This is a genomic window from Nocardia sp. NBC_00511 (assembly GCF_045161165.1).
In the GTDB taxonomy this organism is placed as follows: Bacteria; Actinomycetota; Actinomycetes; order Mycobacteriales; family Mycobacteriaceae; genus Nocardia.
Map to the genome: position 1 here is coordinate 3,072,972 of NZ_CP107849.1, position 20,112 is coordinate 3,093,083.

Annotated in this window: 18 protein-coding genes; 9 read left to right on the forward strand and 9 right to left on the reverse strand. The window is 67.4% G+C overall.

The window, feature by feature from the left end:
* The first annotated feature begins 104 nt into the window (after positions 1-104).
* Positions 105-614, forward strand: a complete 510-nt coding sequence (locus OG300_RS14575) for a hypothetical protein (RefSeq protein ID WP_405496120.1) — start codon at positions 105-107, stop codon at positions 612-614.
* Between the two features lie 428 nt (positions 615-1,042).
* On the opposite strand, the gene OG300_RS14580 is transcribed toward OG300_RS14575, so the two are convergent.
* Together OG300_RS14580 and OG300_RS14585 are read right to left on the reverse strand one after the other, a co-directional pair.
* Complete coding sequence (locus OG300_RS14580; RefSeq protein ID WP_405496122.1) at positions 1,043-1,606, reverse strand: hypothetical protein; 564 nt, start codon at positions 1,604-1,606, stop codon at positions 1,043-1,045.
* 113 nt (positions 1,607-1,719) lie between these two features.
* The gene (locus OG300_RS14585; protein WP_405496124.1) at positions 1,720-3,315 is read right to left on the reverse strand and encodes an FAD-dependent oxidoreductase; all 1,596 of its coding nucleotides are present in this window, start codon (positions 3,313-3,315) and stop codon (positions 1,720-1,722) included.
* An 80-nt stretch (positions 3,316-3,395) separates the two neighbouring features.
* Here OG300_RS14585 and OG300_RS14590 point away from each other — a divergent pair, with 80 nt between their 5' ends.
* Positions 3,396-4,013 carry a TetR/AcrR family transcriptional regulator gene (locus OG300_RS14590; RefSeq protein WP_405496126.1) on the forward strand — a complete coding sequence of 206 codons (618 nt, stop codon included), beginning with the start codon at positions 3,396-3,398 and terminating at the stop codon, positions 4,011-4,013.
* Positions 4,014-4,141: 128 nt separating this feature from the next.
* Here the strand turns inward: OG300_RS14590 and OG300_RS14595 are convergent, their stop codons facing one another.
* Positions 4,142-4,657 (reverse strand): GNAT family N-acetyltransferase, encoded by a 516-nt coding sequence (locus OG300_RS14595; protein WP_405496128.1) that lies wholly within the window; start codon positions 4,655-4,657, stop codon positions 4,142-4,144.
* A gap of 217 nt (positions 4,658-4,874) precedes the next feature.
* On the opposite strand from OG300_RS14595, the gene OG300_RS14600 reads away from it, so the two are divergent.
* On the forward strand, positions 4,875-5,792 hold the full coding sequence (locus tag OG300_RS14600; protein ID WP_405496130.1) for an aminoglycoside phosphotransferase family protein: 918 nt from the start codon (positions 4,875-4,877) through the stop codon (positions 5,790-5,792).
* 44 nt (positions 5,793-5,836) lie between these two features.
* Here OG300_RS14600 and OG300_RS14605 read toward each other — a convergent pair whose 3' ends face one another.
* From OG300_RS14605 to OG300_RS14615, 3 genes are all read right to left on the reverse strand, one after another.
* Complete coding sequence (locus OG300_RS14605; protein WP_405496132.1) at positions 5,837-6,073, reverse strand: hypothetical protein; 237 nt, start codon at positions 6,071-6,073, stop codon at positions 5,837-5,839.
* Between the two features lie 215 nt (positions 6,074-6,288).
* Positions 6,289-7,038 (reverse strand): polyphosphate--glucose phosphotransferase, encoded by a 750-nt coding sequence (gene ppgK, locus OG300_RS14610; RefSeq protein ID WP_405496134.1) that lies wholly within the window; start codon positions 7,036-7,038, stop codon positions 6,289-6,291.
* 58 nt (positions 7,039-7,096) lie between these two features.
* Positions 7,097-7,324, reverse strand: coding sequence for a hypothetical protein (locus tag OG300_RS14615; protein ID WP_405496136.1), 228 nt, complete (start codon positions 7,322-7,324; stop codon positions 7,097-7,099).
* A 456-nt stretch (positions 7,325-7,780) separates the two neighbouring features.
* Here OG300_RS14615 and OG300_RS14620 point away from each other — a divergent pair, with 456 nt between their 5' ends.
* The 4 genes from OG300_RS14620 (at position 7,781) to OG300_RS14635 (ending at position 9,519) form a co-directional block, all read left to right on the forward strand.
* Positions 7,781-8,680, forward strand: a complete 900-nt coding sequence (locus OG300_RS14620) for a helix-turn-helix domain-containing protein (RefSeq protein WP_405496138.1) — start codon at positions 7,781-7,783, stop codon at positions 8,678-8,680.
* Entirely contained in the window at positions 8,677-8,868 is a 192-nt protein-coding gene (locus tag OG300_RS14625; protein ID WP_405496140.1) for a DUF397 domain-containing protein, read from the forward strand. Before OG300_RS14620 ends, OG300_RS14625 begins: the two co-directional genes overlap by 4 nt.
* Before the next feature lie 94 nt (positions 8,869-8,962).
* The gene (locus OG300_RS14630; protein WP_405496142.1) at positions 8,963-9,145 is read left to right on the forward strand and encodes a DUF397 domain-containing protein; all 183 of its coding nucleotides are present in this window, start codon (positions 8,963-8,965) and stop codon (positions 9,143-9,145) included.
* 89 nt (positions 9,146-9,234) lie between these two features.
* A complete protein-coding gene (locus OG300_RS14635; protein WP_405496144.1) occupies positions 9,235-9,519 on the forward strand; it encodes a helix-turn-helix domain-containing protein in 285 nt (94 codons plus the stop codon).
* Between the two features lie 121 nt (positions 9,520-9,640).
* Here the strand turns inward: OG300_RS14635 and recD are convergent, their stop codons facing one another.
* The 3 genes from recD to recC are packed head-to-tail and all read right to left on the reverse strand — an operon-like array spanning position 9,641 to position 18,679.
* Entirely contained in the window at positions 9,641-11,542 is a 1,902-nt protein-coding gene (gene recD, locus OG300_RS14640; RefSeq protein WP_405496146.1) for an exodeoxyribonuclease V subunit alpha, read from the reverse strand.
* On the reverse strand, positions 11,539-15,291 hold the full coding sequence (locus tag OG300_RS14645; protein WP_405496148.1) for a UvrD-helicase domain-containing protein: 3,753 nt from the start codon (positions 15,289-15,291) through the stop codon (positions 11,539-11,541). Before OG300_RS14645 ends, recD begins: the two co-directional genes overlap by 4 nt.
* 49 nt (positions 15,292-15,340) lie before the next feature.
* The gene (gene recC, locus OG300_RS14650; RefSeq protein WP_405498558.1) at positions 15,341-18,679 is read right to left on the reverse strand and encodes an exodeoxyribonuclease V subunit gamma; all 3,339 of its coding nucleotides are present in this window, start codon (positions 18,677-18,679) and stop codon (positions 15,341-15,343) included.
* Positions 18,680-18,877: 198 nt separating this feature from the next.
* Here recC and OG300_RS14655 point away from each other — a divergent pair, with 198 nt between their 5' ends.
* Both OG300_RS14655 and OG300_RS14660 read left to right on the forward strand, forming a co-directional pair.
* Positions 18,878-19,060 (forward strand): hypothetical protein, encoded by a 183-nt coding sequence (locus OG300_RS14655; RefSeq protein ID WP_405496150.1) that lies wholly within the window; start codon positions 18,878-18,880, stop codon positions 19,058-19,060.
* A gap of 112 nt (positions 19,061-19,172) precedes the next feature.
* A complete protein-coding gene (locus tag OG300_RS14660; RefSeq protein ID WP_405498559.1) occupies positions 19,173-20,039 on the forward strand; it encodes a tat pathway signal sequence in 867 nt (288 codons plus the stop codon).
* Positions 20,040-20,112 lie beyond the last annotated feature (73 nt).

The window sequence follows — 20,112 nt, forward strand, 5'->3', positions numbered from 1 at the left end:
CCGGACCCGCAAGGCCGAGGCCGACCGAACGCACTATCCTGCCGCTGACAGCTCGGTCCACGTCAGTCCCAGTTGCCTCAGCGGGCGCATGGCACTCTCGAAACATGGACGACCCGATCGCATTCGATCACGAGCAATTGATCCACCTGGATTCCGGCCCATATCACTGGGTGAGCCTGAAGGCCTTCACGATCACTGCCAGTCGATCCGACAAAGACCTGATCGCCGCCATGATCCGTCACCCGCAATACCGCGACAACTATGCCGGCGGCGGTCCCGACGACCAGAGCTCGCCCAGTCTGCACGGGCCCTACCGGCTCGACCTCATTTCCGCCGACAGCTTCATCCACCTCAGCTCAACGACCGCCCAGCTCTCGCTACGGCAATGGGCCGAGCGTGCCAGCAGGACCGTATCTGCCACCGTCCAAACCGAATTGGACCGGCTGGTGTACCCGGTGCTGACAAACAGTGCCGTGTTCGAACTTCCCAGCCTGGGTCAAGATGCCCAACACGACTGGGGCGGGGTTGTCGGAGCTATCAATGGCTTTCACGAGCTCGTCGCCATCAACCGACCCGGACGCGTCATGACACTGGTCGTTGCCGCAGACGACTGACATCCGACTCGTCGCCAATATCCGCTCATGCCGACCACACGACGTGTGGCCTCCTGTTGTGCAGAGGGCGCCCAGGTAGCCCAGGAGCCCGATCTGGTTCTGATTCAGTTTGGGTGTGCGGGGTCTGGGCGGTCTGGGAGTCGCCAGCCGAGTTCGTCCGAACGTAGGACGAGTAGGTCCATGCAGTCGTGAAGGTGTGGCAGCGGTTCCCCGAGATGATCGCGGACCGAGCGGATGGCATGAACGGGTTTGCCCGACATCATCAGATGGTCGAATTCGGCTCGCGCCTGTACTGACATCCGATCCCATAGTTGTTGAGGCGGAACACGTCGGCGTGGTTCGAGCTCGTGCAGCGCATCCCTGCACGCTGGGCCAGCCGTTCGTTTCCGACGAACAGGTACAGGTAGTTGCCCCATCGGTCTCAGAAATCAGTATCCGGCGGCGTCCATGGCTTCGCGCATCGCCTGGCACAACCGTAGGCTCAGCGCCCCAGGCTCGATCAGCGAATCAGCCTCGGCGAGAAGAGCTTCCGCTAGAGCGGGGAGGTCACGAGAAGGATGGTCGTCGTCGAGCTCTTTCAACCCCATGGCAGTCCATAGAATCTCCACGCCCCGGCTGTGATCGTGAGGCAGGTCGCGGATGTGGTACCAGACGTGGTTCATGCGCCACATCGCCAGTATCGCGTCGAGTAGGCCCAGTCGCCATATGCGTCCGTAGAGACCAGCGACCACGTCCCAGGGGTCCGCGTGCGGGCCGCCCGCGAGATCGAGTTCTGTTTGAGCGGCAAGGTCTTTCAGTTTTCCGAGGACCAGGTACTCCTCGGGGTCGTTCATCGCCGCGAGGTCGTGAGCGGCCTGCCATCGGTAGCCTTGATCGAGCAGGACGCGGGCGACGGCGGGCCAACTGGACTCGTCGAGCAGGCCCTTGTCGGCCAGGACGGCCAGCGCATGGATGACCTGGGCGACAGTGTGATCGCTTGTCGGCACGGTCATCGGCTCACACCATGGTGATCGTGACGAGCAAGTATGAGCCGACTGCGACCGACACCGGCCAACGTCCCCTCCGAGGATTGCGATATACCAACACGCTCAAGCTACTTCAGCCCTCAGCGTGCACTTCCGGCGGCGACCTGTCCCGCGCTCCTCACCGACGATGCGGGCATCAACCGCAGCAATGCGCGCACGCTGCTCCCCAGATTCGAAGCCGTGCCAGTCACGCGGTCGGCGAGGTAACCGTCCGGCCGGATGAGGATCAGTTCTCCGGGCGCGGGTGAATAGAGCTGCTCGAATTCGCCGTTCCCGTCGAACATTCCATCGCCGAGGGTTCTCGTGATCCGGTACGCGTGCAGCTCGTCGGATTCGAGGCTCTCGATGAGATCCTTTGCGCTGCCGTCGATGTCGAAGGCGAGCAGGGTCCACTGGGGACCGCGGGTCAGGTCGAACAGGCCCAGCGTGCTTTCGGGGCCGCGCAGCCCGGTGGCGTTGGGGGCGCGGTCACCGGCGACCGGATGCGGGTCGCCGTGGACGGCGGCGCGATCGCCGTAGTGGATGCCGAGCCCGGTGGTCAGTGCGCTGTCGGCGAGCTTGGACAGCGCGTCGGCCGCCTGCGTTATGTCGCCGTTCGCGCCGTCGGTGACGCTGGCCAACCGCTGCGTGCTGAGTTCCAGCACGGTCCGCGCGACCGGAATGCGTTCGGCGGCATAGCTGTTCAGCAGATCCGGCGCCGCGCCCGCGATCACCGCGCCCAGCTTCCAGCCGAGGTTGTAGGCATCCTGGATGCCGGTGTTCATACCCTGTCCGCCAGCGGGCGAATGCACGTGCGCGGCGTCGCCGGCCAGCAGCACCCGGCCGCGGCGGTAGTCGTCGACCATGCGGATGTTCACCCGGTAGATCGACAGCCAGGTCGCGCTTGCGAGGGTGATGCCGGCATTGCGGTCGTCGAGCAGGGACTGGTACAGCTCGAGCGACGGCTCGGCCGGGTCGGCATCGTCGGGGATGCGGTTCTGGAACTGCCAGATATCGGCGGTGGGCAGGGGTGTGAGGATCAGCATGCCGGAGGCCGAGGTGAAGACGTGGATGCGGTCTCGGGGCAGGCCGGGGATGGTGACATCGCCGAGATACCAGCGCTCGGTGTCGCGAGTCTCGCCGTTCATCGGGAGATCGATGAGGTGGCGGACGGTGCTCTTGCCGCCGTCCGTGCCCACGGCATAGCGCGCCTCGACGGTGCACTCCCCCACCGCGGTTCGCACGGTCACCGCGACGTGGTCCGAATCCTGCTTCAGGGCAATCGCTTCCGCGCCATATTCGATCGCGCCGCCCAGCTGGTACAGCCGTTCGCGCAGGGCGTGCTCGACATCGAATTGTCCGATCCAGAGCATGTTGGGGTAGGGCGTGTGGAAGTAGGGCGCGGCCGGGACGGTGGTCGGCGGGCGATCGACCGTGGCGCCGGACGGATCATGGAAGCACACCGGCAGCTCCACGATGCCCTGTCGCACGATGTAGCCCACCGCACCTAGATCGTCGAGCACCTCGAGCGAACGCGACTGGATGCCTTTGGCTTTGGAGGCGCGGCTGGGTGCGTCCGCGCGTTCGATGACATGGCAGGCGACGCCGCGGCGGGCGAGATCGCAGGCGAGGGTGAGACCCACCGGGCCGGCGCCGATGACGAGGACTTCGGTCTGAATCGTGTTGCGTGCGTCCATGACTTCCTCCACGATCACTATTTAGATGCAGATCTGCATCTTATGAAATCGAGAGTACTGTGGCCTGATAAGATGCACAAGTGCATCCTAATGACGTTCAACCGGTCCAACGCCGCCGCGGCGCGGCCCTGGAGGAAGCGCTGCTCGACGCCGCCTGGGCCGTGCTGCGCGAGCACGGCTACGCCGGGTTCACCCTCGAAGCCGTCGCCGGTCGCGCCGGGACCAGCCGCCCGGTCCTGGCCCGACGCTGGGCGGGCCGACACGAAATGCTGCACGCCACCATCGCGCACGCGAGCCAGATGCGACCGGTCACGACCCCGGACACCGGAACCCTGCGTGGTGACCTCATCGCCCTGCTGCGCGAACTCAACAACTCTCGCCTCGATCTCGCGACCGTCATGGGCGTGCAACTGGGCGGCTACTACCAGGAGACCGGCGCAACCCTCGCCGACCTGCGCGAGATCTCATTGAGCGGGCACCCGCCCACCGTGATCGACGAAATCCTGGCGGCAGCAGCCGAACGCGGCGAGATCGACCCGGCCAGGCTCACCCCGCGGCTGCGCGCGCTGCCCGTCGACCTCCTGCGTCACCACATCTTCATGACGATGCAGTCGATGGCCGACGCGGATATCGAGGATGTCGTCGACAGCATATTTCTGCCACTGGTTCGGCCCGGCGGGTGGCATGAGCGGGGCTGAATCAGGCTCGTTCACAAGACTTTTCGGTACGTCGTTCCCAAGCGGACAAGGCACGCGGCAGGATGTCGAGGAACAGGCCGAACAGGGGTGTGGCACGCACGAAACGTGAGCCGCCCTCCGGTGACGCCTCAGTCCGCAGCTTCCTGACGTGATTTGGCGCGGGCCGCCTGAACGGCCGGAGGCACCTGCTGGAGATACCTACGGAACCCTTCAGCCTCAGGCTCGAACCCCATTGACGAGTACAGCCGATGCGCGCCATCCACGATGTGACGTTTGTGGGAGAGGAGTTGAATCTTGTTGCACCCGGCAGCCCTCGCATCATCGAGAAGCCGTTGCATCATCGCGCGGGCGATTCCTTTGCGCCGATGTTCAGCCGCCACCACAACAGCTTCGATGAACGCGGTCGGTGCGCACTGATAGGTCACGTGAGGCATCAGCATCTGAGCCGCTGTACCGACCGGCTCGCCGCCGAGTTCGGCCAGGTAAACCGTCAGATCGTCGGAGCGCATCACGCGGTTCCAGGTTTGTTGCTGCCGATCGGAAGGTGCCGGATCGGCACTGTCATTGGCACCCAACTGGCCGTGGATCGCCAAGACTGCCAACAGATCTCCGGGACCTGCCGCTCGGATAACGAAGTCCGTCATGCGAGCAGTATGTGGTCGCGCATCGGTATCAACGAGCCGCATCGACGGGTCCGATCGCAATAGCCGCTCATGCCGTTTATCGATCGGTAGGAATAACCGTCCGAGTCGGCCGAACTCGTCGAAGCCAAAGCACCGTGGGCTTCGTCAGGCACCACGATTGGGCACTTCCGCGACGAAGCGCGAGTGTGACGGCCCGTTCGGCCTACTGTTGATCAGCATGGGCCACAACAAGATCGAGGTCACTGCGGGGCTGGTGCAAGATCTACTGCGTGACCAACACCCGGATCTGGCCGATCAGCCGGTGCGGCTCGGTGCGCTGGGGTGGGACAACCAACTGTGGCGCCTAGGTGAGAATCTCGCGGTCCGATTGCCGTGGGCCACAGATTCCGCAGACGAATTGATTCGCAAGGAGTACACCTGGGTACCGACCCTGGCTGCGACGCTTCCGCTGCCGGTTCCGGTGCCACAGCGCTTCGGCGAACCCTCACAACGGTTTCCACATCCCTGGATCGTCACCACCTGGGTGCCGGGCACACCTGCGGACCAGGCTCCCGTCACCGACGCGACCGAAGCCGCAGTCACCCTGGCCACGTTTCTGACCGATCTCCATCGCCCCGCCTCCGAACACGCTCCTCGGGGCCGCGACCGAGGTGGGCCGCTGGCGGACTATTCGAGCGGGTTCGCCCGGCTGCTGACTCAGGCAACAGAGTTCGGATTGATCCCCGATCCCGTTGCGGTACGCGCGGTCTGGGAACGAGCCCTGCGTGCACCGACGTGGGATGGACCTCCGCTCTGGCTACACGCCGACCTGCATCCTGCGAACGTCCTCACCGCGCAAGGGACGATCTGCGGCGTAATCGATTTCGGTGATCTGTGCGCTGGCGATCCGGCCTGCGACCTTGCCGCCGGATGGATTCTGCTCCCCGACGGTCATTTCGGTCGCTTCATCGACAACTATCGGCCGTCCTGTAGCGCTGATACTTTCCATCGCACCCGCGGATACGCCGTGCTGCGCGCCCTGGCCGGAATCCTGATCGGAGATGCCGGCGTGCATGGTCGACCAGGCGGCAAACCCACGTGGGGTCCCCCTGGCCACGCTGCCCTGCGACGTCTCATCGCAACCATCGACGACTGAGTCCAACGCTCCTGCTGCGGAGCGGGCGGAGATGCGTCGATTCGTCAGTCGACAGGCCCTCGGGCCGTCAGGACGATCCTTAGGACGTGCTCGACCGCGGACTCGAACAATGCTCCCCGCAGCTCATTTCGGGTGGCGAGGTTGCGGGTGGCGAGGTCGAGCATCTGATCGGGGGTCAGGCGGCGCACCACCAGGGCGGCAACGTCTTCCAGGTCGAGTTCGTTGTTCGCGTTATCCAGTCTGGCCAGGGCAAACGCGACGACGATCTCCTCGTCGGTCATGGTTCGCCTCCGCCGTTCGCTGTTCGGCCACGCCGTAGTAGCCAGGAGCAATACTACGGCTGTAGTCGATCGGTTCGCCCTGCCGATGGATGGAGTAGTCGGGTCCTGACGAATACGCGGCTGAGTTTCGGACTGCGGAGGTAGTCCCGCACTTCGATGGCCGGGCGGGTCTGGTCGGCCAATTTCGCTGCAGTAGTGCGGAATTGGGCCGGATTCTATTTGGCAGCGTATGCGGGCGTTGTAGCCATGGCGGCACCGACGATACCGGCGTCGTTGCGCAGGGCGGCCGGGACGATCTCGGCTCGGATGCCTTCGAGCAGTGGGAGGAACTTGTCGGCTTTCTTGCTGACACCACCGCCGATAATGATCAGGTCCGGGGACAGGAGGGCTTCCATGTACTCCAGGTAGTTCTGGACTCGGCCTGCCCACTTGCCCCAGCTCAGGTCGTGCAGTTCGCGGGCCTGGTCGGAGACGCGCTTCTCGGCGTCGTCGCCGTGTATCTGGATGTGGCCGAACTCGGTGTTCGACACCAGTTTCCCGTCGGTGAACAGGGCGCTGCCGATACCGGTGCCGAAGGTCAGCATCAACACGGTCCCGGTGACGCCCTTCCCGGCACCGAAGGCCATCTCGGCGATTCCGGCCGCGTCGGCGTCGTTGAGTATCTCGACCGGACCGCCAGCCGCCTTGCCGAGCAGGGCTCGCGCGTTCGTGCCGATCCAGGAGGAATCGAGGTTCGCCGCCGTGCGGGTCTCGCCGCCCGCGACCACACCGGGGAAGGTGATTCCGATCGGGCCTGACCAGTCGAATGCGGTGGTCAACTGGTGGATGACGTCTGCCACGGCGTCCGGCACCGCCGGGTGTGGAGTATCGATCCTTTTGCGTTCCGCCAGGAGTGTCCCGGCAGCCAGGTCGACAGGAGCCGCCTTGATGCCCGTGCCGCCGATATCGATTCCGAGCGCGTGCATGCCTGCCAGCCTAACGGCCCGGTCACCTTCGCGCACTGATCCACGGCGCCCGGCATGACTAAACCACCAGGCGCACGGCGGCCACGCGTGCCATGGGGAAGTCCCATCCCGGGTTTCCCAGCATCTGGTTCTCGAGGCAGATCTCGAGCAATAGCGCCAATCGGCCACACGTGCGGGGCGTACAGACGGTGTGCGTGGTCAACATGTTCTCGACGGTGCCGGGATACTGCATCGCCTGATGGCGAGTGCCGCGCTCGTGCGACACCACGCTGGGCTCGTAGGTCATGATCGCCGCCGATGCCGACCGTGGCGAACAGCGTCGTCCCGATGTTCGGGCGGCTCGCATCCACGAATGCGGATCGAGGCCCGACGCACCTCGTCGCCCCTGGCGCGCAGCTCACGATCGTAGTTCCCGGCTCCCCTGATGTCCTCGATCAGCGCGCCGACGACGATCACGACAGATATCAAGATCAGAAATGTCAAAACCCAAGCATCCCAAGGCATTGCGACTCCCGGTGCATTTCGGACGAATCCCCCAGGCGGGCAACTTTCTTCGTTGTCGCCGCCGGAGCTATGAATCAAGTAGACACCTACTCACCCCATTTTGAACCGCTCACAGCGTGATGCAGACAGAATATTATGGGTGCACATTTTGTGCGTGCACACTCTCTGCGCGCACGAAATGTGCACGCACAGTTCGAACCTGAACATCACTGAAAGCTGCGGATAGCGAGGCTCAGAAATGTCCGGATCGACGGTTTCTCGCAGAGCGTTCGGAAACTTCATGCGCGAACTGCGCGACCGGTCAGGCAAAACACTCCTAGCTGCCGGACTGGAAGTTGAGACGTCCCGAATGACCATCCAGCGTCTCGAGGACGGCTTGGGCACGAAGATCAGCACAATGCAGCTCAGAAGCCTCCTCGACTTCTACGGGACCGACAACGAGAAGCGGGAGGAGGCGCTCAGCCTCTGGGAGGAGGTCAAAGAGCAGGCGAAAGTTGAACGCCTGCAAGGAGCTTCGAAGGGATTCTGGAAGTCCTACGTCGACCAGATCGCACCCAACTTCCCCAAGTTTCTCCGCCTGGAATCGGTGGCGGAGTCGCTGATCACGTATCAGCCGACAATGATCCCAGGCCTCTTGCAGACGCCCGCCTACCGGCGCGCGATCATCTTGATCAACGAACCGGACCTCTCGGCGGTAGATATGGAACGTCGCCTGGCATTGACGCAGCAACGCCGATCTCGGCTCGACGATCGCGGATTTCAGCTCGAAGCCTTTGTCTCCGAGGCTGTTCTGCTACACCAACCTGGCGGTGGGTCCGTCATGGCAGAACAGCTCCGGGCGCTGGCTGAGATCGGTGAGCGCGACCAGATCGGAGTCAGGATCGTGCCTTTCCGAGCCGGCGCCCACCGAGGCCTGACCATGCAGGGATTCTCGCTGCTGCGGTTCCCCGACAGCGCGCACGGCACCTCGCTGCCGTCAGTGGTATTTGCCGAAGGCGCACTGGGTAGTACGTTCCATGAGCATGAGGAGGAGGTCGACGAATACCACCGGGCGATCGATAACCTCCGAGCTGTAGCGTTGACGGAAGAGAGCTCAAGAGACCTCCTGTCTCGAGTTGCGAAGGAGTACGCGGCGTGAAGCAGCCGATCGCGGGCGAGTGGTACAAGTCGAGCCGGTCTGAAGGCGGCAAGCAGTGTGTGGAGATCTTCCACGCGGATGAGTCGACGTCGGTCCGGGACACGAAGGACCGCGGTCGCGGCCCAGTCCTCACTTTCCCGGCTACCACGTGGGCGACGTTCGTCGAGAGCCGCGTCTGGGAGCGCTAGCTCTCAGACGCGTGATCCAGACCCTCCGCTCTGTAACGGTGACGCACAGGTGCTTTCGAGTCCTCGTGTTTCGAGATGCGAAGGAGTACGCGCTGTGAAGCAGCCGGTCATGGGCAAGTGGTACACGTCGAGCCGGTCCAACCAAGGCAATCAATGTGTCGAAGTCTTCCACGCCGCCAACGCGGTTGGTGTGCGCGACTCCAAGAACCCCGGCGGGCCGGAGCTGTTCTTCACCGTTGAACAGTGGAACAGCTTCATTCGGCTAGCAGGCCAATAGCCGAACCGTCGAGCCCCCGGCCGAACCCTTCTCGGCCAGACGGCTTTTCACTACAGTCAGGAAAGGCGGTTACCGTCACTCCGCACAGCATGAGTCTCACCACCCAGCAGGCCGCCGATTTGCTGGACGTCTCGCGCCCGACGATGGTCGAACTGATCGAGAATGGTGACCTGCCCGCAGAACGAATCAGTTCTCGGCTGCGGCTGCGGCTGCGTGATGTGCTGGCCTATCAGCAGGCCCGCAAGCAGGCCCAGTACGAGGCGTTGGCCGCAAGCAGCGACGAGATCGACGACAACGAGGATCCCGAAGTCGTGCATCGGCGATTGACGGAGGCCCGCCGATCAGTATCGGCACGGCGAAAAGCCAAGGGCTGAAACAATTATCGCGCGTTCACCGCTCGGTCGGGCCGCCCTTGGCGCGACTGAAGGCGCGAGCGCCACGGTTGGACGCCGAAGCCGTGATCAGCTCGCATCTCCGGACACGGATGTTCGTGTCCTACTCCCGGTTGCGGAGGCCGCTGGCGCGGAGGACTCGGCGGGCGATGGCGGCGCGGATGGAGTCTTCGGTGCCGAGGACTCGGACGTGGTGGCGGGCTCGGGTTATGGCTGTGTAGAGGAGTTCCCTTGTGAGCAAGGTGGATTCGGGGCCGGGGAGGACTACTGAGACGGTGTCGTATTGGCTGCCCTGGCTGCGGTGGATGGTCATGGCGTAAACGGTTGTTACGCCGGGGAATTGGGTGGGGTGCACCAGGTAGGGTTCGGTGCCTCGTTGGAGGGCGGCGCGGAGAGTTCCGTCGGGGAGGCGGATTATTACGCCGGTGTCGCCGTTGTAGACGCGGGCCTCGTGGTCGTTGGCTGTTACCAGGAGGGGTTGGCCCGGGTACCAGTGGCCGGCACCGGGATCGGTGGTGATCCCTGCGCCGACTACCCAGCTGCCTGCCAAGCGGTCCCAGCGTTCCACGCCGTAGGGGCCCTGGCGGTGGGCGCAGAGCAGGCGGTGGGATTCGAGGGCGGTGAGGGCGGCGGAGGCGTCGCCGGTGAGGGCGGCTTCGGTGGCTTCTCGGGCGGCGCGCAGGACGTCGGTGCGGACTGCGGTGATGTCTTCGGGGTCGTGGAGGGACAGTTCGTCGCCGCCGTCGGCGAGGAGGGCGAGGGCGGTGTCGGAGTCGCCTGCTCGGATGGCTACCGCCAGTTCGGCGATGCGGCCGCCGAAGCGGCGGCCTCGGGTCAGGCGGACTATGCCGCCGCGGAGGCGGTCGCGTTCGCGGGCGGAGAGGGCGTCGGGGTGGGAGGCGGTGGCGCGCAGGTCGGCGCCGAGGATGTCGTCGAGGGCCGGGTTCGGTTGGCCGGGAACAGGTCCGGCGACGAGGTCGGCGAGGACGGCGCCCGCGTCTACCGAGGCGAGCTGGTCGGGGTCGCCGACGAGGACCAGGCGGGCGTCGGGGCGGACGGCGGGGAGCAGGCGGCTCATCATGGTCAGGGAGACCATGGAGGTTTCGTCTACCACGATCACGTCGTAGGGCAGGCGGTTGAATTCGTTGTGGCGGAAGCGGCCCGCGCCGCCGCGCTGCCAGCCCAGTAGGCGGTGCAGGGTGGCGGCGGTGAGTTCGGGGAGGCCGATGTCTCCGGCTTGCTCGCGCACCGACTCTTGAAGGCGCGCAGCCGCTTTGCCGGTGGGGGCGGCCAGGGCGATGCGGAGGGCGGGTGCGCCGGGCATGGCCTGCTGATGTGCCACCAACAGCGCCAGGATGCGGGCGATGGTGTGGGTTTTACCGGTGCCGGGGCCGCCCGCGACGACGGTGGTCCACTGGGTGGCGGCCAGACCGGCGGCCAGGCGCTGACGGTCGGGTGGTTCGCCGGGGCCGCCCTGCTCGGGGAAGAGCCGATCCAGTTCGCGGCGAACCAGTTTCGCGTCCACCATCGGGTGGGTTTCGGCGCGCTCGGTGAGAACGCGGCGGATCGTCTCCTCCTGCCGGTAGTACCGGTCGAGATAGAGCAGCGGTCCGCTGGACGCGCCGGGCGGGTCGATCAGGCGCAGGGGGCGCAGCGGTCCGGCCGGGCTTCCCATCACCAGGGGGCTGACGCGCAGCGCGGAGATCACCGACTCCACCTCGGGCCAGGGCAGGGTTGCCGGATCGATGGCGGATTCCTCGGTGCCCTCGGCGTCGACGCCGATCTCGTGCATGCGACGCACCTCGAGGCACACCGAACCCGAGCGCACCGCGCGCACCGCCAGCGCGGTCGCGAACAGCACGGAGTCGGACCGCTCGCCGCCGAGACGGCACAGCCGCAGCGCCACATGGACATCCGCGGCGTTCAGCACACCGGCCGCGTTGAACACCTGCAACAGGCCTGTCCCCCGCTGCGCCAGCTGGATCGAGGGGGCGGGGCCGGTCATGGCGCGAGCCTTTCGTTCGGCAGGCCGGTGTCGTCACCCGCGAGCAGCAGGGACAGTTCGATGATCAGGTCGGCGGGCGGCTCCCAGTCGAAAACACCGCAGCCGTTCGGTGTTTCGGGCCCGACCATGCCGCGCACGAACAGGTAGCGGATGCCACCCAGGTGTGTGGCCGGATCGTAGCCGGGCAGCCGCCAGCGCAGATAGCGGTGCAGGGCAACCGAATACAGGATGGCTTGCAGCGGATAGTGCGAGCGCATCATCTCCGCGGCCATCCGGTCGTGGGTGTAGTGCGCGACGGTGAGATCGCCGGTGCCCAGACGGTTGGTCTTGTAGTCGACGACCACGAAACGCGGTCCGGTGACCCGCAATACGGCGTCGATGCTGCCGGTGAGGAACCCGCGCAGCGGACTGTCGTCGAGGGTGGCCAGCTGATCGGCGTACGGGGCGAACACATCGTCGGCGGGTAGGTGGCGGCGCAGCAATTCCGCGATGCGCGGCACGGTGACGCGGACTCCGGTGGGGGTGTCGCCGCCCGACAGCGGCAGTTCGAAGTCGAGTTCGCTGAGCCGGTCGCGCGCGGAAACACTTGCCAGCGTGCCAAATCCGATCGGGGTGTGCATGACGGCCAGCAGTGCCGCCGAGAGCACCTCGGGATCGGCGTCGAACATCTGCTCGGTGACCGCGTGATCGCAGCGGGTGCGGATCTCGGCGGCCAGATCGGCGGCATCGGTGTCGACGTATTCGAGGACCTCGTGCACGAGGGTGCCGAACTCGGCACCGTAGGGCAGCGAATTCATCAGGGAGACAAGGGCCCCCGAGCCCAGCTCGTGATCGTCGGCGAGGACGGTCGGGGTGGCCGGTTCGTCGGCGACCGTGCTGCCGTCGGGCGGTTCGGCGGCGTGGGACGCCTCGTGTGCACCGGCGGTCAGCGCCGAATACGAGGTGCGCCGCCACGCCTGATCCAGGGTGCGGTCGAAATGGGCGGCCGCGAGGGGCCCGGAGTCGGTGGCGGCGAGGTCGCGCGAGAGGCGGGCGGGCGTGAAGCGGTGCACCGGTTCGACGGCGATGACGCCCGGGTCCGCGGTCGACGCCCACTCCTGAATTCGTTTGAGCACCACCGAATCCGCGGGCACGGCCACCTTGTCGGCCACGGCGGGACTGCCCGGTTCGCGACCCAGCAGCATGCGGTGCAGGGGCGCCGTCTGTGTGTCGAAGGCCGGAGCCCACCACGCCACCACCTGCGCGCCCGCGCGAGTGAGTGCGACATACAGCAGGCGCAATTCCTCGGCCTGCTCCTCGGTTTCGGCGCGCAGTCGGCGACCGCCATAACCGGGGGCATCGGGACCGCCGACATCGAGGACGCGGCGGCCCTGCTCGTCGTGGAACAGCTGGGTCGGTGGGTTGCGCAGTTTGGCGGCATCCCAGGCGAAAGGCAGGTAGACGACCGGGAATTCGAGGCCCTTGCTGGCGTGCACGGTGGCGATCTGCACGGCGGCGGCATCGCGGTCGAGGCGGCGGCTGCGGTCGGCGACACTGCCCGACGCGGGGTCACGGACCCGGTCGGCGAGCCATCGGGTGAGCGCGGACAAGCCCAATCCCTCACGCAGGGCGGCATCGTCGAGCAGCTGGGCGATCTGGCGCAGGTCGGTGAGCTGGCGTTCGCCGCCCTCGAGGGCGAGCAGGCGCGGGGCGAGGCGGGTGTGGGCGGCGAGACGTTCGGAGACGGCCGCGAAACCCGCACGGGCGAAAAGCCGGGCCGATTCACGTAATTCGGCGCTTAGGCGACCGACCTGGTCGGCTCCCCCGGCGTCGATGTCGGTCGCGCTGTATCCCAGCAGTGCGGTACCGGCGGCCAGGCGCACCCGGTCGGCGCGGTGCGGCTGTTCGAGGGCGTGCAGCACCCACAACCATTCGGTGGCGGCCGGGGTGCCGAACACGCTCGCACCGCCCGCCAGCACCGAGGCCACTCCGGCGGACTCCAGCTCCTTGCGGACCAGGTCGAGCTGATTGCGGTTGCGGGTCAGCACCGCGATATCGCCGGGGCCCAAGACCCTTTCGTTCGCGGTGCCCGCGTCGATGAGCACACCGGATTCGAGCAATCCGACGATATCGGCTGCCACGTCCACGGCGATCCGCTCGCGCTGACGGCCTACGGTCGGGAACCCCGACCGGTTGAGCGGTCCGGCACCGGCACGCGGTAAACACCGCAGCCGCAACGGAATCACGCGTTCGGCCGGACCGGACAGGCGACTGAACGGACGCGTCGCCGCCACCCGGTGCACGGTGATCTCCTTGTGCCCCAAGGCCGCACCGCCGTGCAGGTGCTCCAGGGCCGACAGCAGGCCTTGATCGCTGCGCCGGTTGGTGGTCAATTCCCGGCGGCTGTCGGCGTGCGCGACCGCGTCCAGGTAGCTGAGCACCTCAGCGCCGCGAAACGCGTAGATCGCCTGCTTGGGGTCGCCGACCAGCACCAGGGTGGTGTGGCCGTGGAAGGCGCGGCGCAGGATGTCCCATTGCAGCGGGTCGGTGTCCTGGAATTCATCGACCAGCGCGACCCGGTAGCGCTGGCGGATGCGGTCGCACGCACGCGGGCCGTGCTCGGGATCGGCGAGCACGTCGTGCAGCAGCACCAGGAGGTCGTCGAAGTCACGCAGGCCCGAAAGCCGTTTGCGGCGCGCGGTTTCCGCGCGGGCGGCCGCCGCGAACGCGACGCGTTCACCCGCCGGATCGTCATCGGATTCAGCTTCGGGGGCGAGCAGCGCCGCCGAGTCGCCGACCGCGGCGGACGCCAGCCGCTGCGCCTCGGCAGGCGGGAACGGCGCACCGCCGCGCGCGTACCGGCTCAGGTACAGGTCGTCGGCCACCGTGGACACCACGTCCTCGATGCTCTCCACCAGGCGCACCCCGGGGTCCTGCTCCCCCGCCAGGCCCAGCTCGTCGAGCATGCGCTGACAGAAACTGTGGGTGGTGGCGATGGTCCCGGCATCGAAATCCGACAGCGCCGCCAGCAGTCGCTCCCGCCGCAACGCCACCTCACCCGGCACCCCCTGCGCCAGATGCCGCACCAGCTCGTCTCCGGTGGCGAGGGCCCGCTCCGGATCCCGCAGCGCCGCGGCCACTCCCACGAACCGGTCGCGGGTCCGTTCGCGCAACTCCTGAGTCGCCGCCCGACTGAACGTCACCAGCAGCAACTCCGAGACATCCACGCCCAACTCGGCCACGAACCGGACCGCCAAACCGACGATGGCGTACGTCTTGCCGGTCCCCGCGCTCGCCTCGAGTACCGTGGTGCCCGTGGGCAGCGGGCCCGTCAAATCGAACCGATGCTCCGAAACCGGTTCGCCCGCAGCGGATATCGCCGAGACGTCCGGCTGATCGGCGACAGCCTCGATACCGAACAGCGGCTCGGACTCCGCCGCGGTGATCGGACGCGGCGCGGGCTCCCGCGTGGCGTCCGTCGCCGGCCCGCTCCCCGTACCGGTCACCGCCTGGCCGAAAAGATCCGACGCGGCAGCCTGCTCGGGCCGATCCTGCGTCGCAGCAACAGCTTTCCGTCGCGCCGTGGCGGCGGCACCGGTCGGCATCGGAAGACTCCCGTCCTCGGCGACGGCGAACAGCTCACCCTCCACAGGAGCCCCCGCCTGCGCAGCGGGGTCGGTGGAAGGTGCTGCGGAGCGGGGATGTGAGCGCGCCGGGGCCGGTGCGGGGGCGAGGGCCGGGTCCGTGACGGAGAACAGGTCGTCGGTCATGTCGGGCTCCCGGACGGGGTGGCGGGCAGGGGGCGGCTCCTCGGGGCGGTCACGGTTGGCCCTGATTCTCGTTGGTGAGCAAGGGATTCCAGAGGCGGCGCGCCAGTTCACCGAAACGGGTGGGTTCGGATTCGATGCCGGGGGCGGCGGTTTCGGTGAGCTGGTGGAAGCGGGGTGTGGGGCCCAGGACGTAGCGCAGGTAGCGGTCGGTGTGTTCGCCGTAGCGACCGGGGCCGTCCTTGCCGCCGTCGAATTCCTGCTCGGCGGACAGCAGGGCGTCCTCCGGATTCGCGCCCGCCAGACGGCGTTCCGCGTACACGGACGAGGCGGCGGGGGCGATGGGCAGCGGCTCGGCGAGGCCTTCGACGCGCAGGGCGGCGAGGTCGCGCAGCAGGCTGCGGGCCAGCGGGGCGGTGGGTGCGGTGAGGGTGGACTGCCAGGCGGGACGGTGATGTTTGCCGCGGCCGATGGTGATGGCGCGCCAGCCCTGATGGTCGGCCGAGGCAGCCAGCGCCAGCAGTCGAATCCAGGCCGCCACCCGATGTTTCGGGGCCAGGCGCGAATAGGTGGTGCGCAGTACCGCGTCGTCATGGACGTCGGGCACCGTGCCGGTGAGGCGGCAGCCGTCACCCAGGTCGACGGCGATATCGATGGTGCGCGAAGGGATCTCGTGCAGGGGCCGCGCGACTCGGAACAGCTGGTCGACGGTGCCCTCCACCTCGTCGAGCACCGCCGCGCCCATGGCGAACGGGGGCAGACTGCCGCGCCGCCATTCGGCCGCGCGCAGCACGTTCGGATCCACCCCGGTCAGCCGCGCGGACAGCATGCGCTCGCCCATATTCCATTTGGACAGCCCATCGAGTTCGATGGGGAGCCGGTCGGCGATCTCCTCCTCCTGCTCCGGCACCCGAATACCGAGGCGCTGCCACAGGAACGCCCGCACCGGATGCTCGGCGAAGGCCACCAGATCCGCCAGCTCCACATCACCGCGCTCGCTCCCCGGCAGCGTGGCCCGCAGGAACGCCGGGCGCGACACCGGTGGACTCGCGGCGGCCTGCGCGCCCGCCAGCGCGACAGTGTCGAAGCTGAACGGGTTCTCGGGCCGGAAGTTGCGACGATCGAAGGGCTGCAACGGATGCCGGGTCACCACCTGCGCCATGGCGGCGGTGCCGACGTGCGCGCGCACCGTGTCCAGCAGTTCGGCCAGCGGAATCGCGGGCGGGCGGTGCGCGCCGGAGACCGGGTCGGATCCGGTGTGCAGCAAGACCAGTCGCTCCCCGGCCGCCATGATGGCGTCCAGCAGCAGCTGCCGGTCCTCACTGCGCGGATCGCGGTCGCCGGGGCAGCGCTGCCGCGCCAGCACATCGTCGCCGTTCACACCGCCCGCGCGCGGGAACACCTCGTCGTCGAGCCCCAGCAGCACCACCACCCGGTGCGGCACCGAGCGCATCGGCACCATGGTGCACACGGTCAGCTCACCGGTGCGGAAGTTGGCGCGCGACGCCTTGCCGGCCAGCCGTGCCGCCAGCAGGGCTTCGATATCGCTGAGCCGCAGGGGAATCCGGTCGGCGGGCAGCAGCGCGGCCGCCAGCTCGCGCCGCGCCTGCACCCCCATCCAGCCCTGAGTGCGCGGCACCTCGGTCAGCAGGTCGAGGGCACGGCCGAGCACGGTCGCCCACTCGGCGGCCGGACGCGCGGATCCGGCCGGTTCCTCCAGGGTGGAGCCGCGCAGATCGCGCAGGCAGACCGCCAGCCGGTCGACGAATTCCGCGAAGCGCCCCGCCAAGTCGATGTCGTTGCTGTCCACGTCATCCAGCGGCAGCACCAGATCCAGCCAGTCCTCGCTGGATTCACCGGCGGCCACCCCGAGCAGGATCCGGTCGACGGCCGCGTTGAGCGTGTTCTGCGCGAAATCACCGAGTCCGAACGCCTGCCGCTGCCGCTGCCCGATCCCCCAGCGCGCGCCGGTCTCGGCGGCCCAGTCGCGCAGCCGCTCGATATCGTCGTCGTCGAATCCGCAGTGCAGCCGAACCGGTTCTGCCGCACACAGATCCAGCGCCTCGGTGACGGTGACCCGGCCGTCGGCCAGCCGCAGCAGCGTCGCGATCACATCGAGCAGAGGATTGATGGCGCGCTGTGCGCGATCCGCCAGCCGCACCCGCAACCCGTGCGCGGGATGCCCCGGTTCGGCACCGTCGAGCGACCACTGCCCGAACGCCGCACGCACCAGTGGCGCATAGCTTTCGACGTCGGGGCACATGACGATGACGTCGCGCGGCTCCAGGGTCGGGTCGGCGACGAACAGGCCCAGCAGGGCGTCGCGCAGCACCTCCACCTGTCGCGCGGGACCGTGACACGAGTGCACCGCGACCGTGCCGTCGGCGAGCGTGGGTTCGGGCATCAGCGACCAGCGGTCCTGACGGATCGCGGCCTGCAACTCCGACAGCAGTGTGCGCCCGGCCGCCGCGGGCGCCACCGGGCCCGGGTGATAGGTGTCGATGTGGTCGTAACCCGAGAGCCGCTGCTGCAGTTCGCGCACGTCCCGGCCCAGTGCCGCCAGCAGTGGATGCCGCACGCGCACACCGGAATTCGGTGTGATCTCGGCATCGGCCAGTTTGGTCCACAGCGCCGGGGAGGAGTGCACCAGCCACAGGTGCACCTGCCGCCCGATCGACAGCGCCGCCAGGACATCGAGTTGGGCGGTGGTCAGTCGGGTCACGCCGAACAGCGAAATGCGTTCCGGCAGCGCCACAGCCGAGGGTTCGGCCCGCAGGCGCGCGCACGCTGCTTCCAAGCGCTCGGCGGGGCTCGGTACGCCGACCGCCGATCGCAGCCGCCGCCACAGCATCGGCTGCCACAGCAGATCGTCCGGCAGCGGCGAGCCCGCACCGTCGGTGTCTCGACCGGCCGCCCAGTCCGTAATCAGCGCGGGGCGTTGTGTCCCATAGCCATCGAACAATCCGGCGATGCGCGCCGCGGTCGCGTAGCGCCGCCCCACCCGATGCCCGCCCGGATCACCATCACCCAGATGCCGCGCCAGCACCGCGCTCCACGGTTCACCCAGCACCTCGTCCAGCACCGGCAGCAGCGTCCACACCAGATGCTCCGGCGACCACGGATCCTGCTCCGGATCCACCCCGGTCGCCTCCGCCAGCACCGCGGCCACCAGTGCCGCCGGATCCGCGAAATCGATATTGGCCGAAATGCCGTCGCCCGCCGCACCGCCGCCGAGCACCGTGGCCAGCCGCTGATTCAGCCAGCGTTCGATGCCCTTGGCCGGGACCGCGACCACCTCCGGCGTGAACGGATCACCGAGCGGTTCGGCGAGCAGCTCGGCCAGCGCGTCGGCGAGCGTGTCCGCGCGTTCGGCCCGGTGAATGTGCACCAGCTGTGTCTATACAGTCGGCGAACGACATGCAAACACCGCGCTGTCCGGCTCGCCGGGTGACACGTGCCACACGCCGTCCGTTTGCTAGGGCGCGTCACTCCGAATTTCGACTGTGGTATGCGACAGTGCGTTTCGGGGAGGTTTCCATTGGTTAGGAAAGGCTGGTTCGCGTCGATGTCTGCATCGGTGATTCCCCTGATGCCCAGAACCGGGTTCACGGTACGCCGGGTGGGAGAGCACTGGGAGTTGGTGAACTCGCGTCATTACGGCCGCACGGTGGTGTTGAAGTCCTGGCCACGCGATCGCCACGCCGAAGCTTTCGAACACTGCTATCGACTCAACGGCCGCAGTATCGAAGAGCTCCGGGCCGCATTCCACTGAGTCCGCGAAATTCGCTGCGACAGTGTCGATTCGATAACACACGACGCCGCTGACCTCAAGACGTGCATACCGGGCATACGGGTGTCTATTGTGATGCCTCGTGCGTTCCCCCATGGCCCGGCGCGTGGCCACCTCCGCCTGTGTTCTCGCTGCCGCTGTCGTCATTCCGGCCGCGCCCGCCTTCGCCCCCTTCGCCGGAGCGGTCCCGGTGCACACCCAGGGCCCGATCTCCGGCTTCGACGCCGATATGAGCAGCCGCATCGCCGCGGTCGACGCCTACCTCGCCACTCGCCCCGGACTCACCGGTTATGTGATGCGCGACCGGGTCAGCGGCGGCACCTATCGAAATGCCAATGCGGACACCAACTTCTGGACCGCCTCCACCATCAAACTGGCGATCGCGGAGGATCTGCTGAACCGCGCCCGCGTCGGCGCCATCCAGCTCGGTCCGGACGATCGCGCGCTGATGGAGTCCATGCTGGCTACCTCCAACGACGAAGCCGCCGACTTCCTCTGGAACAAGTTCGCGGGCCTGGACCGGATGTCGTTCAACAACGCCTTCCGCGCCAACGGCATGACCGGACTGGTCCCGCTGCCGCCGACCACCTCCCTCGAACAGGTCAAGCTGTTCCCGGACTGGGGTTTTCAGCAGTGCAGCCCGGCCGACCTGGACCGGCTGATGGACAACGTGCTCACCCGCATGCATCCGGACGACCGCGCCTACCTGCTCGATCGCATGCGCCACGTCGACACCAACCAGCACTGGGGCATGTGGGGCGCGGGCGCGGCCATGACCCCCGGCCTGAAGAACGGCTGGTCGGACGAGCAGGGCGGCTGGGTGGTCAACTCGGTCGGCTTCGCCGGTCCCGGTGAGCGATACACCCTCGCGATCATGACCGATCAGGGCAGCCAGGGCGGCTACACCGACGGCGCGGAGACCACCACGCACGTGGCGCAGCTGCTGTTCCAGGGCCGCTGACCCGGTTTCCGAGCAGGTCACACCGACCCGGCCGGGGCGCGGCCGGGTCAATGCTCCCCAACCGACCGACCGT